Source organism: Microcystis flos-aquae FACHB-1344, assembly GCF_014698375.1.
Lineage (GTDB): Bacteria > Cyanobacteriota > Cyanobacteriia > Cyanobacteriales > Microcystaceae > Microcystis > Microcystis aeruginosa.
The window spans coordinates 1-15,878 of record NZ_JACJSW010000140.1 but is presented as its reverse complement, the minus strand read 5'-3'; the positions used below and the strand labels follow the sequence as shown (position 1 = coordinate 15,878).

General features: G+C 41.1%; 17 protein-coding genes and 2 pseudogenes. 9 read left to right on the top strand and 10 right to left on the bottom strand.

The genetic code is table 11. The annotated features are described in order from the left end of the window. Positions 1 to 201 (bottom strand): annotated as a pseudogene (locus H6G48_RS12485) (photosystem II q(b) protein); the annotation flags it as partial. Between the two features lie 185 nt (positions 202 to 386). Between H6G48_RS12485 and cynS the strand changes: the two are divergent. Beyond that, positions 387 to 824, top strand: coding sequence for a cyanase (cynS, locus tag H6G48_RS12480; protein WP_012264521.1), 438 nt, complete (start codon positions 387 to 389; stop codon positions 822 to 824). Between the two features lie 582 nt (positions 825 to 1,406). Here the strand turns inward: cynS and H6G48_RS12475 are convergent. From H6G48_RS12475 to H6G48_RS12465, 3 genes are all read right to left on the bottom strand, one after another. Next, positions 1,407 to 1,841: a hypothetical protein gene (locus H6G48_RS12475; protein ID WP_044033973.1), complete on the bottom strand. Its 435-nt coding sequence runs from the start codon at positions 1,839 to 1,841 to the stop codon at positions 1,407 to 1,409. A gap of 84 nt (positions 1,842 to 1,925) precedes the next feature. Then, complete coding sequence (locus tag H6G48_RS12470; RefSeq protein WP_147070115.1) at positions 1,926 to 2,330, bottom strand: hypothetical protein; 405 nt, start codon at positions 2,328 to 2,330, stop codon at positions 1,926 to 1,928. Between the two features lie 88 nt (positions 2,331 to 2,418). Next, positions 2,419 to 2,805: a hypothetical protein gene (locus tag H6G48_RS12465; protein WP_052275443.1), complete on the bottom strand. Its 387-nt coding sequence runs from the start codon at positions 2,803 to 2,805 to the stop codon at positions 2,419 to 2,421. 282 nt (positions 2,806 to 3,087) lie between these two features. Here H6G48_RS12465 and H6G48_RS12460 point away from each other — a divergent pair, with 282 nt between their 5' ends. Beyond that, positions 3,088 to 4,458 (top strand): helix-turn-helix domain-containing protein, encoded by a 1,371-nt coding sequence (locus tag H6G48_RS12460; protein WP_190722008.1) that lies wholly within the window; start codon positions 3,088 to 3,090, stop codon positions 4,456 to 4,458. 264 nt (positions 4,459 to 4,722) lie between these two features. Here H6G48_RS12460 and H6G48_RS12455 read toward each other — a convergent pair whose 3' ends face one another. Together H6G48_RS12455 and H6G48_RS12450 are read right to left on the bottom strand one after the other, a co-directional pair. Continuing rightward, complete coding sequence (locus tag H6G48_RS12455; RefSeq protein ID WP_190722006.1) at positions 4,723 to 6,534, bottom strand: sodium:solute symporter family protein; 1,812 nt, start codon at positions 6,532 to 6,534, stop codon at positions 4,723 to 4,725. A gap of 43 nt (positions 6,535 to 6,577) precedes the next feature. Continuing rightward, a complete protein-coding gene (locus tag H6G48_RS12450; protein WP_004163447.1) occupies positions 6,578 to 6,946 on the bottom strand; it encodes a hypothetical protein in 369 nt (122 codons plus the stop codon). 347 nt (positions 6,947 to 7,293) lie between these two features. Between H6G48_RS12450 and H6G48_RS12445 the strand changes: the two genes are divergently transcribed. Further along, positions 7,294 to 7,467, top strand: coding sequence for a hypothetical protein (locus tag H6G48_RS12445; RefSeq protein WP_002791720.1), 174 nt, complete (start codon positions 7,294 to 7,296; stop codon positions 7,465 to 7,467). Positions 7,468 to 7,478: 11 nt separating this feature from the next. Here H6G48_RS12445 and H6G48_RS12440 read toward each other — a convergent pair whose 3' ends face one another. After that, the gene (locus tag H6G48_RS12440) at positions 7,479 to 8,081 is read right to left on the bottom strand and encodes a chromophore lyase CpcT/CpeT (RefSeq protein ID WP_190722005.1); all 603 of its coding nucleotides are present in this window, start codon (positions 8,079 to 8,081) and stop codon (positions 7,479 to 7,481) included. Between the two features lie 77 nt (positions 8,082 to 8,158). Then, positions 8,159 to 9,190 (bottom strand): cyanophycinase, encoded by a 1,032-nt coding sequence (locus H6G48_RS12435; RefSeq protein ID WP_190722004.1) that lies wholly within the window; start codon positions 9,188 to 9,190, stop codon positions 8,159 to 8,161. 220 nt (positions 9,191 to 9,410) lie between these two features. On the opposite strand from H6G48_RS12435, the gene H6G48_RS12430 reads away from it, so the two are divergent. Beyond that, entirely contained in the window at positions 9,411 to 10,559 is a 1,149-nt protein-coding gene (locus H6G48_RS12430) for a substrate-binding domain-containing protein (protein ID WP_190722003.1), read from the top strand. Between the two features lie 386 nt (positions 10,560 to 10,945). Here H6G48_RS12430 and H6G48_RS12425 read toward each other — a convergent pair whose 3' ends face one another. Further along, positions 10,946 to 12,067: a site-2 protease family protein gene (locus H6G48_RS12425; RefSeq protein WP_423202541.1), complete on the bottom strand. Its 1,122-nt coding sequence runs from the start codon at positions 12,065 to 12,067 to the stop codon at positions 10,946 to 10,948. 171 nt (positions 12,068 to 12,238) lie between these two features. On the opposite strand from H6G48_RS12425, the gene ruvA reads away from it, so the two are divergent. From ruvA to H6G48_RS12405, 4 genes are all read left to right on the top strand, one after another. Beyond that, positions 12,239 to 12,868: a Holliday junction branch migration protein RuvA gene (ruvA, locus tag H6G48_RS12420; protein WP_190722001.1), complete on the top strand. Its 630-nt coding sequence runs from the start codon at positions 12,239 to 12,241 to the stop codon at positions 12,866 to 12,868. Between the two features lie 331 nt (positions 12,869 to 13,199). Next, complete coding sequence (locus tag H6G48_RS12415; RefSeq protein ID WP_002739012.1) at positions 13,200 to 13,685, top strand: globin family protein; 486 nt, start codon at positions 13,200 to 13,202, stop codon at positions 13,683 to 13,685. A 79-nt stretch (positions 13,686 to 13,764) separates the two neighbouring features. Further along, a complete protein-coding gene (gene apcB / locus H6G48_RS12410) occupies positions 13,765 to 14,250 on the top strand; it encodes an allophycocyanin subunit beta (protein ID WP_002738786.1) in 486 nt (161 codons plus the stop codon). A 575-nt stretch (positions 14,251 to 14,825) separates the two neighbouring features. Beyond that, positions 14,826 to 15,029 carry a phycobilisome linker polypeptide gene (locus H6G48_RS12405; protein ID WP_002739162.1) on the top strand — a complete coding sequence of 68 codons (204 nt, stop codon included), beginning with the start codon at positions 14,826 to 14,828 and terminating at the stop codon, positions 15,027 to 15,029. Positions 15,030 to 15,081: 52 nt separating this feature from the next. Here the strand turns inward: H6G48_RS12405 and msrB are convergent, their stop codons facing one another. Continuing rightward, the gene (gene msrB, locus H6G48_RS12400) at positions 15,082 to 15,498 is read right to left on the bottom strand and encodes a peptide-methionine (R)-S-oxide reductase MsrB (protein ID WP_190722000.1); all 417 of its coding nucleotides are present in this window, start codon (positions 15,496 to 15,498) and stop codon (positions 15,082 to 15,084) included. Positions 15,499 to 15,677: 179 nt separating this feature from the next. Here msrB and H6G48_RS12395 point away from each other — a divergent pair. Then, positions 15,678 to 15,878 (top strand): annotated as a pseudogene (locus tag H6G48_RS12395) (photosystem II q(b) protein); the annotation flags it as partial.

Genomic DNA, 15,878 nt, shown 5'->3' with positions numbered 1-15,878 from the left:
TACAGGCTCGCGGATACCGTCGATATCTACAGGAGGAGCGGCGATAAAGGCGATGATGAAGCAGGTGGTGGCGGTGAGCAGGGTGGGGATCATGATGACACCGAACCAACCGACATAAAGACGGTTGTTGGTGCTGGTGATCCACTGACAGAACTGCTCCCACAGGGAAGCGCTCTCGCGCTGTTGTAGAGTTGTAGTCATGGTTGGATAATTTCTGTATGTATTAGGTTGTCAAGGTTCGTTGTTTGACATGAGTTAATACTATCGGCTTTTTATAGTTATGTAAAGGGGTTTTAAGGAATATTTTTTTATCAATGTCATAACTTTTACTTATATAATTGATGTTCAGGTAAACTAGAAGCAGACAAATTCTGCAAAAATAAGCAATGATACCCGAAATTACCGCAAAACTATTGGAAGCGAAGAAGGAAAAAGGCCTGAGTTTCGCTGACCTAGAAGCGATTCTAGGACGAGATGAGGTGTGGATTGCCGCTGTTTTTTACCGGCAAGCGAGCGCCTCCCTAGAAGAAGCAACGAAAATTGTGGCAGCTTTGGGACTGGGAACCGAAATCGTCGCATCCTTAACCGAGTATCCTGTCAAGGGATTGGGTCCTGTTGTCCCCACCGACCCCCTGATTTATCGTTTCTACGAGATCATGCAGGTGTATGGAATGCCACTAAAATCGGTGATTCATGAAAAATTCGGCGATGGTATTATGAGTGCGATCGATTTTACCCTCGACGTGGATAAGGAGGAAGACCCTAAAGGCGATCGCGTTAAAATTACTATGTCGGGTAAGTTTTTACCCTATAAGAAGTGGTGAGTCCGGCCAAAGTCAACGGTAAGGGATTTCTATTCCTTGCCGCTCTTGCTATTTTTCTTAACAAAACTTAACAATTGACGGCAAAATTTTGCTTGCTTTTTTTGGCAGATTTTGGGAAAATATTTTTAAAACAGTTTACTAATAATGGAAATCTTAGCACTTAACCATAAACACAACAGTCCCATTGTAAGAAAATCATAACCCAAGCCGCCGCAAAAGTCAAGGTATCTCTCCTAATTATGCTGTGAAACTTCTAATTCCTTGAGCGGTGAGGGTTTGGGGAATTATGAATTATGAATTATGAATTGGGGAGTGGGAAGACAGTAAACTGATAACTGCCAATTCAGACTTCAATTGGCGATGTTATATTGAACATTTTCAAGAAGAAGGCGCACCGCAAAGCGTATCTCTGCGAGATCGCTGTTTTTTTACCGCTTATGAAACTAACATTATTGTTCCTTTAAAATCTTTGAGGATTGAGGTAGAGATGGCAGATGTTTATAACAAAGTAATCTTTAGTTAAAGCCTTAAATATGGAGCTTTTGTTATCATTAGAATACATAAATATTCGTCATAAAAAAATTAGCGTAGGCAATGATTAATAGAAAAACTGAATATTTGTGCAAGTTGTGGTAAACAAGTTACCTCCGCTATTCGGCGAAGATTAACCATAACGATAGCTCCAAAAAACATTATATTAACAAGAAATGGTGAATAGGGAACTCCGAAATATGAAGAAGCACCAGATAAAAAAAGATGTGCCACAAAATATGATACTATAACAAGCAATAAATCAGTTAAAATTGCAGATATATCTAAACTTAAGCCTAGTACAGGTGTTATAGCATAACTTAGAATAGTCAAGCTAGTACCTACTATAAATAGTAGGGATATTGCTCCAGCATCTTGTGCAAAAAATCCCCAAAATCCCAAATAAATCGCCATCAATGAAAACCCAACAGAGACAGCTTTTACGATCCCATCGTAAACATTTCCCAAAGCATTTCCCCAATCCATAAAAAATTCTCCAGCTAAGTTTGTAAATCTCTAAAGTCATGAAAGTATCAGCAAGATTGAGTAAATCTTAAAAATCTATATTATTTAGCGACCAAACATTTCAAGCAATTGCTCGAAAGTACCACAACTCTTAACTACTTCTGAGTCAAGGATTCCGACCATAAAAAATCCCGAAATTACAAAAACGAGAAGACCCTCTTGAAAATTACTGGTAGGCGCTATACTTGGTAACATTCCGAAAGCCAATAATGCAATGTCTCTGGCCAAAGTCATCAGAAGTTGTTCCTGTGATGATTGGTTTAAAAACATCTGTAAAAGAAACTGAAAAAATATTACTATAAGTATATGCCAATTTAGAAAGACTTGGGCAACTAATTCCCGTGCAAATAACCCAACAACAGCAAGTAATACACCATAGAAGAAAAAGAAATATGAAATTAAACAACTCAAGTAATGAGGCATTATTAGCAAACCATTTGCCAAATCCATAAAAAATTCTCCAGCTAACTTTACCAATTTATGAAATTATCAAAGTATCAAAAAGGTTGGGTAAATTTTGACAATTTGTGCACTCGATTTACTCACCGAATAATTGACCATGTACAGCATTTACAAACGCTTCTGCTTCTGATTTTTGCCATGGCCATCCAGTGACAGGAGTTGCTGTTCCTCCGGCCGTAACCACACTTACCGTTGGAGATCCCCACATCAATAGAACACCAAAAATCAAGGGAATAATACCCACTACTACAGTTATCAAGACAATTCCTAAAACAACAAGGAATAGTCCCCCAACAACTTTCCTATCCATTTCATATCGAACTGCAACAACTTGCTTGAGAGGAACATCTTCTCTTCGTCCACCACGAAACCAGCTTTTCTTCGCCATATAGGTAAGTCTTTTGTTCGTTACAATACCAAAACAGTTGTCAACTAAGACATTTTCTTTAGAACTTGATGTCATTTTTTCCTCCTCATTTGATTTGTGTAATGGTTGATCGTGTGACCTGGACTGCATTGCCTAAACTGGCTTTAGGCATCCTGACTGTGATATACTAGAATCTGTACTATCACACATTTTCTTTAGATTGCCTAAATAAAGCCTGGAAACTGCTTAATTACTTAGGATACATCGTAGTCTTGAGTTTAGTCAGTCGGAAAAGTCGGAACTTACAGCCAAACAATTGATCTGAAATATCGGAAATATCAGCTAAAATAAGTAAAAAACTTACCTAATCTATAGTCCATGTTTCAAGCTAATCTATCTAATACGGTGTTAAATCTCTTAGATGAGTTGGTTTTTGCCAAAACAGATCAACATCTAGACTATCTTCAAAAAACTATCTTGCAAGGGACCTTAGAAGGTTACAAATACTCAGAAGTTGCCAAAGAATCTCATCTTAGTGAAGGTCATATTCGAGATAGTGCTTCAGAATTATGGAAAATTTTGTCAGAAGTTTTAGGGGAAGATATTACTAAATCAAATATTAGAGCAGTTTTAAAGAAACATAGCTTTATAAATAATAATATGGGACGAGATTTAGTCTCTTTTAATAATGTTCATATTTGTGATCATAATCCATTTTCCCTCAATAATAATAATTATCACTCTGAAATCCAGCGCGATCAACCTTATTTAGATTTAGGTCATATTCCTGAAATAACTCAATTTTATGGGAGAGTTGCCGAATTAAATAATCTAGAAACTTGGATAGTTACGGAGAAATACCGTTTGGTTACTGTGTTAGGTTTAAAAGGAATTGGTAAAACCACCCTTTCTTTGAAACTGGTTGATAAAATCAAAAATAGTTTTAATTATGTTATTCGCAGAAGTTTGTATTTTTGTCCAAAATTAGATGAACTTTTAAGTGAAATTTTACCCTCTATCAATCCTCAATTAAAGCTCTCTCAAAGTCTTGACAAGAAATTAAATTTATTCTTAGAGTTAATAAAAAGCCATCGCTGTTTGATTATTCTTGATGATTTACAAAGTCTATTTGATTCTAAAAAACTAGCAGGTAATTATCAAAAAGAGTACCAAGATTATCAACTATTGTTTAAAAGCATTGCTGAAGTCAATCATCAAAGCTGTTTACTGTTGTTGAGTCAAGAAAAACCTATTGATACGACTTTTTTGGTGCAGAAAAATAAATTCATTAAAACATTAATCATAGAAGGTTTAGGAGAAGATGCCATAGAAATTTTGCGCCATCATAATCTATTAAATGAAGACAGTTGGGAAGCCTTAATTAAATGTTATCAAGGTCATCCTCTTTGGTTAGAATTAGTTGCTAGTTTTATTCAAGAGACATTTTTAGGTAAGGTTGCTGACTTTTTGGAGATTAAATACCCGATTGCCGAAGAAACTTTAGAGCAGACTTTATTAAGTATTTTGCAAAGTTTAACAGAATCAGAGAAACTAATGCTAACAGAATTAGCAAATTTTAATCAACCTATTTCTATTAAAGAAATGATCGACCAAACTTCTCTAGCTTATACAGATTCTTTGAAAGTAATTCAATCTCTAATCAGACGAATAATAGTGGCAAAAGATGAAAACGCTTTATTGTGTTTGAATCCTGTTTTTAAAGCTTATGTAATTAATCATCAAATCTAGGGCTGAGTCGAAAATTTTATCGCAATCATAATAGTTTACGAAATTCTACGACTGTCAAATAGTTACACCTGCATTTAACAATCCTAACATAATATTGAGATTTAAAATAGATATTTTAATCATAATATAACTCTCCGATTCAAAAATTTAAATTTTCAGGGTTTCCATAAATTGACAGGATTATCAACTAGAAACAGAGTAACCATTCAGGGGGAGCAGGAAAAAAACTGATAGCTGCCTCCCGTCTCCTGTCTCCTGAACTGCCTAACCTAAATCTCTGTCTTTAGTGACGGTAATTTCCTTAGATAAATGTCGATACCAAGTAAAATAGAGACCGATGGAAAGTAAAAGAAAAACCAAAGCCAAAATCTTCAAACTTTGCCACTGCTTAATGATTAAAACAATCCCCATCATAAACAGGACTAATTGCCAAGGAACGGTGAGAAAAGCGGCGATGATATCCCGTTGATTTTCCGCTTTAATTTTTGCCTGTAGGTTAGGTTTAACACTTTGACGGACTTCTCCCCAAAAGCCAAAAGGTCGGGTAACATTATAGAAATTTTCCATAACTAAAATATCGGTGGGAGGAGTTAACAAAGTAGCGATAATACAGCCAGCTAAAGCGAACAAACTCGGCACAAGAAAGAGAATAAGTTCCTGATATTGACTGTGACGAAAGAAAGGTAAAATTATCGCTTGTGAGGCAATAGCCGCAATCATTCCCGCTAAAGTTCCCACAGCAAAACCATAACCATTAAAGCGCCACCAATACCAACGTAATAGGAGAGGAACTGCTAATCCCACCCCTAATCCCGTGGTTAACCAACCCCAAATATCATTGACATTTTGGATATTAAAACTCAAAACTAAGCCAATTACGACCACAAAAACCGAGGCCAGACGACCTTGAAAAACTAACTCCTGTTCTCCCGCATTTGGTTTCAAAAAAGCTTGATAGATATCTTTGACCCAATAGGCAGCACTAGCGTTAATAACTGCGTTAAAAGTGGACATAGCTGCCGCTAAAAAAGCAGCAATTAATAACCCTTTCATCCCCACGGGAACGTATTGAGTAATCACCGTGGCCAGAATTCTTTCTGGATCTGTAATCGTGCCTTTAGTTAAACCGTAGTGAATACCTAAAACCGCAAAAGCTGTGACTAGCGGCCAACGGAAAGAAAGCAGAATAATCCAGAATAAAGATAATAAACCGGCATCTCGATCGCTTTTGGCGGCTAGGTATCGTTGTAACATATAACCACCGCTGCCGCTGCAACCTTCGATGATGGTTTTAACTAAATAAAAGAAAATCACCCCACCAAACAAATTAAAGATGGCATAATCTCCGGGTAAATCCAAAGTCATCGAAGGAAAAATACTAGCCCAGTCGCTTAAATTCCAAGTTTTTGGCTCCGCTGCCCCCGGAATTGCTACCGTGAAACTATCAGGAAGATTGACAGTAAAAAAGGCCACTGTCGATACATAAATTACCGCCACAAAAATCAGAAATCCTTGAAATAAATCGGTAATTACCCCACCATAAAAACCACTGGCGACTGTATAAATTAACGTTAAAAGAATTAATATCACCGAAGCAAGACGATCATCCATACCCAGAAACTGCCCTAAAAATTTCCCCCCCGCAACGGAGAAATAACTCATCGCACCGATAGAGAATAAGAGAGTGGCGACGGCGCTAATAATTCGGGCAAAATTCCCCTGTTTTCCAGTTCCAAAGCGAAATTGCATCCATTCCGCCATGGTCATAACTTGGGCGCGGCGATTCCATTTGCCCATAAAAGCCATGAGAAAGGCCATAATTAGGACAACACCGCCGCGGATTTCGATAAATAATCCTTTGGGGCCGACGGCGTAAATTAGGGCAGAAATGACCATAGTTCCCGCTAAATCGGTGTTAGCCGCCATTCCCGACACCCCTAACATCCACCAGGGCAAATTGCGATTACCTAAAAAGTAGGATTCTAGACCTTGAGAAGCTTTTTTCTCGGCTATAATCCCGATTATTAGGGTTCCTGCCAGATAAAGCAGGATAATTACATAATCAATTAACTGCATAGTTGAGATCAATTTAACTTTCGATCGTTATAGCATCAATTGACTACGATTTCTGGCTAACGGTTTCTTTTTCTAAGATTTGCACCCGTTGCTCTAGCTTTTTTAAATCTTCCTTTAGTTCAATTACTAAAGTGGCTAAACGCTGGAACAGTGGGTCACTTTCCCCGACTACTTCCCCATTTACTATACCCGTTCCCGATCGCCGTTGGGGAATCGGAGCGGCATTTTCCCCGCGGATGGATATTCCTCGAATCTGACTTTCAAGGCGCTCGACTCGATTGCGGAGACTAATTAACTCCGATCTTACCGCCGTATCCGATTGTGCTTTGCTGGCATTAACAAAACTCAGTATTAGCAAAAGGGAGATAATCAGAGTTAAAAAGCCATAAAAAGAGATTTTAGCTAATTTCATCGATTTTACCTCCTATCTATCTTACCCAACTTAATAGACCTCCTGCAAAAGTAAGTTCTCGAGCCGCTATCAGGTCAAAATACCCAAAAAACCAGATAAATTTGACATAATCTTAGGTTTTATGAATGGGATAGTTGTCTATTGTCTTTTTTCTCCTCCTGGCGACCGTCTCCTATCTCAGAGTCTCCTCACCTAACGGAAGATTTTTGATTTTTGCCGGAGGTCTAATGTTAAGAAACGTGGCTAAATCTAAAGCTTAATTGCAATTCCGCCCCCGGGTGATTAGTTGCTCAAAAGAGGATGATAAGGTAAAAAACACGATTTTGTCGAAATTTGGCCTTATCTCTATGTATAAAAACTCGGATAAAGATTTTCTCGGAGCGGCAATCACAGCCGGTTTAGGTGCGGGAATCGTCACTTCTTTTGCTGTCAATCAAGGACAAGACATCGGTACAGCTTTAGGAATTACCGCTTTAGCGGCTCTTTGCGGTGTCATCTGCCGTCATTTTGACCTAATGTGATGCAATCTTCCTCACACCTCCAATTCTGCCGAAAAATCCCGTTTTTTCTCGTATTGATAGGGACCGAGCAGAGCGCCCCAAATTCCCTTACCAGTGCCGGGATCTAGGCCTTTATCGTAGGTTTTTAGGCTATGACTCGTCACCTCGAAACCTAAAGCCACCTGATAGGTTGTCCCCTCATAGGTGAATTGACAGCGCTGTTCCGGTTGCGGTTGGGCGATAAACTGGTATTGATTATCAGCGAGAGTATTGACTTTGACCGCTAAAGTGCAGGTAGGCAGGAAAGTTAGGTCTTCTAAGCTAATTTTTCGCAAAATATCGGGATTTTTGCCCGCACCTTGCACGGATTTCAGGTCATTAAACATATAATGCCTAACCTCTAACCCTGCCGATTCCGAGCGCGTTAATCGCCACAGTCGCGGTCGGTAGGGTTGGTCTAAATTGATCATACTGGCCTGTTCGGCAAAAAGTGCGATGCTGTCTTCCCGAAATAAAGGCAGCGGACGCAACCATAAACGCAGGTGAACGTACCACACCGGTTCCGCTTGTGCTTGCCGTTGATTTTCAAATTCACCTGCGAGATACCGACCAAAAGTGATTAATTCAGGGGTCATAGCTCAAAAAACTCTCCTTATTGCCTCAAAATTAATCATAACACCCATAGAAATCACTTTTTTGACAAAAATGACCTTCAGGCTAATGGAACCCGCTTAAACCCAGCTATTCCCCCTTTAGTGTACCAATATTCCCAGCGACCGCCAGCAGCACTAGACCAATCCTTGAGGTCAAATTTACCGCTGCCGGAGGGAGTTCCCGCGATGCGATAGACTTTCACCGCTTGACCGTTATTATTCCAGATTAAAGGCCGATCCGGCTCCATCTGTTCGGGTAGAGTCCCGTTAGTTTGCAGAAAATAGGCATCTTGTCCTTTATCGGTGCCGTTGCCGTAGACTTTGGCGATACCATGGTCATCGATCGCCAGAAAAGCACCTTCTTCTAAACCGATAGCGTAGGCGGGCAGTTGATTGTGATTATCGTGTACATTGCGGGCTAAAAAACCAAAAAGGCGACCATATCTTGTTTCGGGATGATCTTGATTGAGTCGATCCAAATGGGTATCTGTCACCACTTTTTTGAGAAAAGGAACCCGAATAAAATCACTCCGATAGAAGTCTTTGGTGTTGAAGTGAAAGGGATTATTTAATATTTCCGAACTCAGTACTCCTTCGTGAGTAGGCGCATAGTAAAAATCACCCAGAATAGCCATTCCTGCGCTGGTTCCCGCCACGGGAACTTTTTTCTCATTGATCAGATAATTGATCGCTGTTTCCACCTTTGTGCTTTCCCACAAATCCTCGTACTGATTTTGATCACCACCGGCAAAAAAAAGAATATCGGCATTACGAATATATTCGATAACATCAGGATTATTCGCCGCTTCACGACTATCAATTGATAGTTCCGCCGCCGAGTTGATCAGGTCGCGGTAATTGTCGCAAATCCAATCAGCTTGACCGCCAAGATCGCCAAAGCGCAACACTAAGTAATTACCGCCTTTAGCCCGATTCAATAACCATGTGGTCGCCTGATCTTCTCCTAATTTACCTCCTTCCGCTCCCCCGATTAATAAAATACCTGATCGATGTTTTACCGACTGAAAATTGGCTTGTCCACAACGACAAGAATAACGAAAATCTTGGTCATTGTCATTATTGTCTAACATAGTCTTATACCCTCGCTCCTTAGCTTACTCTTTCTATCCTAGCTTTAACTAGGACAAAATCAGAGTTTTCTACCATAAAAGTTAACAACAAAGCCGATCTATAGCTGAAATCGGTAGCGGCAAAACTCCCTAGTTTACATTCTGTTAAAAATCGTCCTATAATAATTTAAGGCTAGAAACTGGCAATTATTACTGTTGAAGTTGAAAATCGGCGGGCGATATGTTAAACAGACGTTCTTTTTTGCAAGGATTAGGTACAATCGCCTTAGCGGGAGGTTTAAGTGGCTGCGCTTCTGGAAGCGGCGAGCCGAGCATTTTTCTCCTATCTGGTTCGATTCCGCCACGATTACTAACAGATTTTCGGAAAACTATGGCTGGAAAAAAAGTCAATTTTCAGTCGGAAAGGCAGCTGAAAGAGCTATTAAAATTGTTGGAAAAATGGTTAAAAAATCAGGGGCAACCAGCCTCACAATTTTCGAATTCTATTCCTTTTAGGGAACAAAACCCAGCGATCGGTAATTTAGTCACCCTAGGGGATGCTTGGCTAGGAAAAGCGATTACCAACGGCTTAATTCAACCCCTAGATACTTCTCAACTCTCTAATTGGTCAAAACTGCCCCTCCGTTGGCAAGAAAACATGACTCGCAATGCCCAAGGACAACCGCGAACAGAGGGAAAAGTCTGGGGTGCGCCCTACCGTTGGGGAATGACAGTAATTGCCTATAATGAGGAAAAATTCGCTCAATTTGACTGGCGACCGCAGGATTGGTCTGATCTATGGCGACCGGAATTAACCGGTAAAATTGCCCTAATTGATAATCGTCGCGAAGTCATCGGTTTAAACCTAAAAAAATTGGGTTATTCTTATAATTCTAGTGATTTAAAACAAGTAATGGGACTAAAAGACCAGCTATTCGCTTTACAAAAACAGGTAAGATTTTATAGTTCTCAATATTATTTACAACCCCTGATACTCGGTGATGTCTGGCTATCTGTGGGTTGGTCTAATGATATTTTACCAGTGAGCGATCGCTATAAGAAAATTAAAGTTGTTGTCCCCAAATCCGGTACTTCTCTCTGGTCAGATGTGTGGGTAAAACCAGTTTTAACTACTCCTAATTCTCTTGTCGAGCAATGGATTGATTTTTGTTGGCAACCAGAATCCGCTACTAAAATTTCTTTATTTACCTCCGGATTATCACCCCTAATTCTCACTGAAAATCCCGACCAAATTTCCCCAGATATTAAAAATAATCCTTTACTTGTCAATCCGGAAGCGATCAAAAAAAGCGATTTTTTAAACCCTTTATCCCCAGCAACCGAGCGAGAATACGAGCAATTGTGGCAAGCAATGCGACAGTCAGTATAGTCAGGAGATACTAGACAAAATTCTGCGAGTCGGAAACTTAACACTGATAACTCATAAATTATACTTTCCTGAAAACCATTTGTATATAAGGTATAAAATGCTCGCATTAATTACAAGACTAATAAATTCAGAATATCTGTTTGCTTGTAAATTTGATGATGATCCTCCGAGCATTGGTTGTATATGGTTATTAACTTCTGGAGCAATTAAAGTTACATTAAGCGGCGACAACAAGGATAAATCCTAACAGATAGCGATTAGACTGATTCATCAATATTGAGGTGAAAATTACATTTACCTAACTGATTCTAGCTGATAACTGATAATTGATAATTGATAACTGCTCACTGATAACTGATAAATGATAACTGATAACTGCTCACTGATTAAGCGGTTTGACTTTGGGTTTCTTGGGCGAGAAAAGTAAGGATAGAAGCTTTCTCAATTAATCCCAAAACCCTGCCGTTTTCTTCTACCACTGTCACTTGAGCTAAATTTTCTCCTTCCAAAATTTTCACCACATCTAGGAGGGAAGTATTAGACAAAACCAGTTTGAGACTTTCGCTAGTTTGTAATAACCGGCCGATATTTACCTCTGTCCATTGGGAAGTGGGAATCGTTTTCAGATCCTCTACATTAATCACCCCTAATAGTTTACCTTCGCTATCGGTAACTAGGAATTTAGACCATTGTTGTTTACCGATAACATAATTATTAGCAAACTCGCGCAGGGTTAAATTAATCGGCACTACAGGACTATTAGGAGAGATAACATCTTTAGCACTGTAGCGACTTAGGAAATCTTGCACCTTAGCTGATTGAGCGGAAAAGCCAGCATTTTGTAGAAGGAAAATGCCAATTAATAGCGTCCAAGCACTGCCAAATTGACTGATTCCGAGAATTGATAGCGCACCGATGACAATCGCTAACCAACCAAAAAATTGACCGAAACGACTAGCGAATAAAACACCTTTATTGGGATTACCCGTTACTTGCCAAACGATAGCTTTAAGGATATTACCACCATCTAAAGGTAAACCGGGGATCAGGTTAAATAGCCCTAGGGCGAGGTTGATATAGGCAAGCAGAGAAAGAATCGCCGCCATGGGCGCATTTAAACTAATATTGGAACCAATAATTAGGAAGATACCGAAGAGCAGTAAACTAACTAAAGGGCCAGCAATTGCTACTAGAAAAGCTTCTAGAGGAGTTTTCGATTCTCTGCCGAGAGTTGCCAACCCACCGAATAAAAAGAGGGTAATTGATTTAACTTCAATCCCTTGGGCGATGGCAACAAAACTATGACCTAATTCGTGGGCAACCACGGAGGCAAATAGGAGAATAGCGGCAAAAAATCCTAAGAGCCAGGGCATGATTCCCGTTAACTGGGGAAACTGACTTAAATCTCCCCCATAGGTTAAGGTAATTAACCCCAGAACGAAGAACCAAGAAGGATTAATATAAAAGGGAATTCCAAAGAGATTCCCGACTCTAATGTTGCCATTCATTTTGTATCTTCTCCAATTATTGGGGACTAACGCCAAGAAGATTAGGTTATCAATTACGCCCTTCACTTCTGTTAACAATTGTAACAAAAATGAAAATCTCCCCAGCATTCCTTCAGGGAGTAAAAACCGTCATCCCTGTGGTTCGGTTATTTTCGTAGGAGAATTAAATCAATGATTAATTATTTACGGGGACAAGCGATCGAGGTGATCAAAACCCCCAATAACCGACTGATCTTAATTTTAGACGTAAACCAGATCGCCTACGAAATCCAAATTCCCTCGCGATTAGCCCTAGACATCGGCAAAGATAACAATGATAGTCGTCAGATTTTTACTCACCTACTCCTTCGCGAGGAGCAGCCTTTATTGTACGGTTTCGGCACCGCCCCAGAGCGAGATTTGTTTCGTCAACTGCTTTCCGTCAACGGAGTTGGGGCGCAATTAGCCCTAGCTTTAATCGATACCTTGGGGATTGAGGAACTTGTGGTGGCGATAGTGACAGGAAATACCAAAATTTTGAGCAAAACCCCCGGAGTCGGCTTAAAAACAGCAGAGAGAATCGCTTTAGAGTTAAAAACTAAATTGGCAGCATGGCGACAGCTAAGAGAAGCGACGACGACAATCACGGCAATACTACCGGCAGCGGCAATCCTTGAAGATGTGCAGATGACCCTTTTAGCTTTAGGATACAGCCAGGAGGAGATCGATCGAGCTATGGCAGTCCTCAGTCAAGATGCTTTATTTAGTAAAAATACTCAGCCGGAAGACTGGATTAAAGGGGCAATTAATTGGCTAGGTTAAATCAGTCGTCGGTCGTCGGTCGTCGGTCGTCAGGAGATTATTTTTATTTATTCTCCCCACACCCCACACCCCACACCCCACACCCCACTCCCCACACCCCACTCCCCACACCCCACTCTGGTCCTCCCTTCTTCGGGCAAATGTTAAAAAGTATTACGAAAATAGTGAGAAGGTGAACCAGATGCCGCAAAATAGTTGCGTTAGGTCGCTCTAGCTAGGGAAGTCTTGAGACGCTGAGGCGGAAACGAGATAACTTGAGCGTAGTGACCACAACTGCTATAAAATGTCAGATTAAGTTTATTAATCTCACTTAGTTGGGAGGAATCCATCAATGAGTATCGTCACGAAATCGATCGTGAATGCTGATGCTGAAGCTCGTTACCTCAGCCCCGGCGAACTAGACAGAATTAAAGCCTTCGTTGGCAGTGGTGCCGCTCGTTTACGCATCGCCGAAACCCTGACCGGCGCTCGCGAAACCATCGTCAAACAAGCTGGCGATCGCTTATTCCAAAAACGTCCTGACATCGTTTCCCCCGGTGGCAACGCTTACGGCGAAGAAATGACCGCTACCTGTCTGCGTGACATGGACTACTACCTACGTTTAATCACCTACGGAGTAGTTGCTGGTGATGTCACCCCGATTGAAGAAATCGGTTTGGTCGGTGTGCGTGAAATGTACAAATCTTTAGGAACCGACATCGGTGCCGTAGCTCAAAGCGTTCGCGAAATGAAAGAAGTTGCTACTGGTCTTATGTCTTCTGACGATGCTTCTGAAGCTTCTTCCTACTTCGATTACGTGATCGGCTCTATGTCCTAGAATAATTCCTTTGTGAATTGTTCTAGACACACCCCTCGTAAACCTCTTAAGATTAAGCAAAACCCAAGGAAGAACCACCATGCAAGACGCAATTACTTCTGTTATCAACTCTGCTGACGTTCAAGGCAAATACCTTGACGCTTCTGCTCTCGGCAAACTGAAAGGCTACTTCGCCACCGGTGAACTGCGCGTGCGCGCCGCTAGTGTCATTAGCGCCAACGCTGCTGGTATCGTTAAGGAAGCTGTGGCTAAGTCCCTGTTATACTCTGACGTAACCCGTCCCGGTGGCAATATGTACACCACCCGTCGTTACGCCGCTTGTATCCGTGACCTCGACTACTATCTCCGTTATGCTACCTACGCTATGTTAGCTGGAGATCCTTCTATCCTCGACGAGCGCGTTCTCAACGGACTGAAAGAAACCTACAACTCTTTAGGTGTACCCATCTCCTCCACTGTTCAAGCTATCCAAGCGATGAAAGAAGTCACCGCTAGTTTAGTTGGTGCTGATGCGGGTAAAGAAATGGGGATTTACTTCGACTACATTAGCTCTGGCTTAAGCTAGAAGTAACGAACTCGGACAAAATAGGGTTCGGGAAGCCGAGGATGAGTGCTAGGTCTTTAAAGGCTGAATCTGTCCAAGATAGGTTTTGACGAGCTAGTATTGATCCTTGACTCCCGACCTTTGTTATCGAAAATTTGGGTTGAAAACCCTGCCCCTTTTAGGGCGGCTTTGTGTTAAAATCTTACTGGTCTAAAAAACCCGCCCTATCATAGATACGACCGAATAAATATACTAGGTTGAAATTCCTGCAACGGGTTGACGATGAGTAAGGGGAAGCTGACGGCCGCTGGGAACTCCATGCTAGAGGCAAAACATACCCTGTGTCGGTATGTATAAACCAAAATTAAATCAGTCGCCGAAGGGCATTCGGAGACTTTAAATGGACGGGTCGAAAGTGTCAGACTTAAGCAATTAAGCGTTTTTCGGTGAAGCGTCAACCCCATTGACGCGACCACCCTAAAAAGGTGGCGTGGTGAGGAATCACCGTCCGTTTACGGCGGTGAGGATGTCAATTTAGGAAAAAGCCTTCGTTAGTTTGAGCGACAAGTTTTTCAGCGATTAGGAGAAATCAATCCATGCGGATGTTCAAAATCACCGCTTGTGTTCCAAGTCAAAGCCGCATTCGGACACAACGGGAATTACAAAATACCTATTTCACCAAACTCGTTCCCTACGATAATTGGTTTCGTGAGCAACAACGCATCATGAAAATGGGCGGCAAAATTGTCAAAGTGCAGTTAGCTACCGGCAAACCTGGAACTAATACAGGTTTACTGTAATTGGCTGCCACTGGAACTTAAAAAAAGAGGTCTTTCCAGACCTCTTTTTGCTTTAGGGATTTTTTTCAAACTGCAAAGCGGCAGAGTTGAGACAATAGCGTTTTCCCGTCGGGGGTGGACCATCATTAAAAACGTGACCGAGATGAGCATCACAGGTGGCACAAACAATCTCTGTCCGCACCATGAAAAAACTAACATCTCGTTCGTACTTAATATTAGCCTCGTTAGTAGCGGTCCAGAAACTCGGCCAACCAGTACCCGAATCATACTTGCTGTCAGAAGTAAATAACTCCGTACCACAGCAGACACATTTGTAAATACCTTTTTCTTTATTATCGTGATATTTACCCGTAAAAGCCCGTTCTGTTCCCTTTTTGCGAGTAACTTGGAACTGTTCGGGAGTTAGCTGGTCCTGCCATTCCGCCTCGGTTTTACGAACTTTTTCTACCATAGTCATGACAACCGCCATTATGATTAAATTTCCCTTTTTAGTCTAACCTAAGTTCGAGATCTAGGGTTTTTCATAACCTCAGCTTATCAATGGTATAAGTAACAATAGTTTCAAACCCCTTTACAAACCGTTACAAACTCTCTAAGATAGAGACATCATCAATCGTACCTCGATAACTTAATAGGAATCATAAACCAATGACCACCACTCTACAACAGCGCGAGAGCGCTTCCCTGTGGGAGCAGTTCTGTCAGTGGATCACCAGCACCAACAACCGTTTATACATCGGTTGGTTCGGTGTGATCATGATCCCCACCCTGCTCACCGCCACCACCTGCTTCATCATCGCCTTTATCGCCGCTCCTCCCGTAGATATCGACGGTATTCGCGAGCCTGTA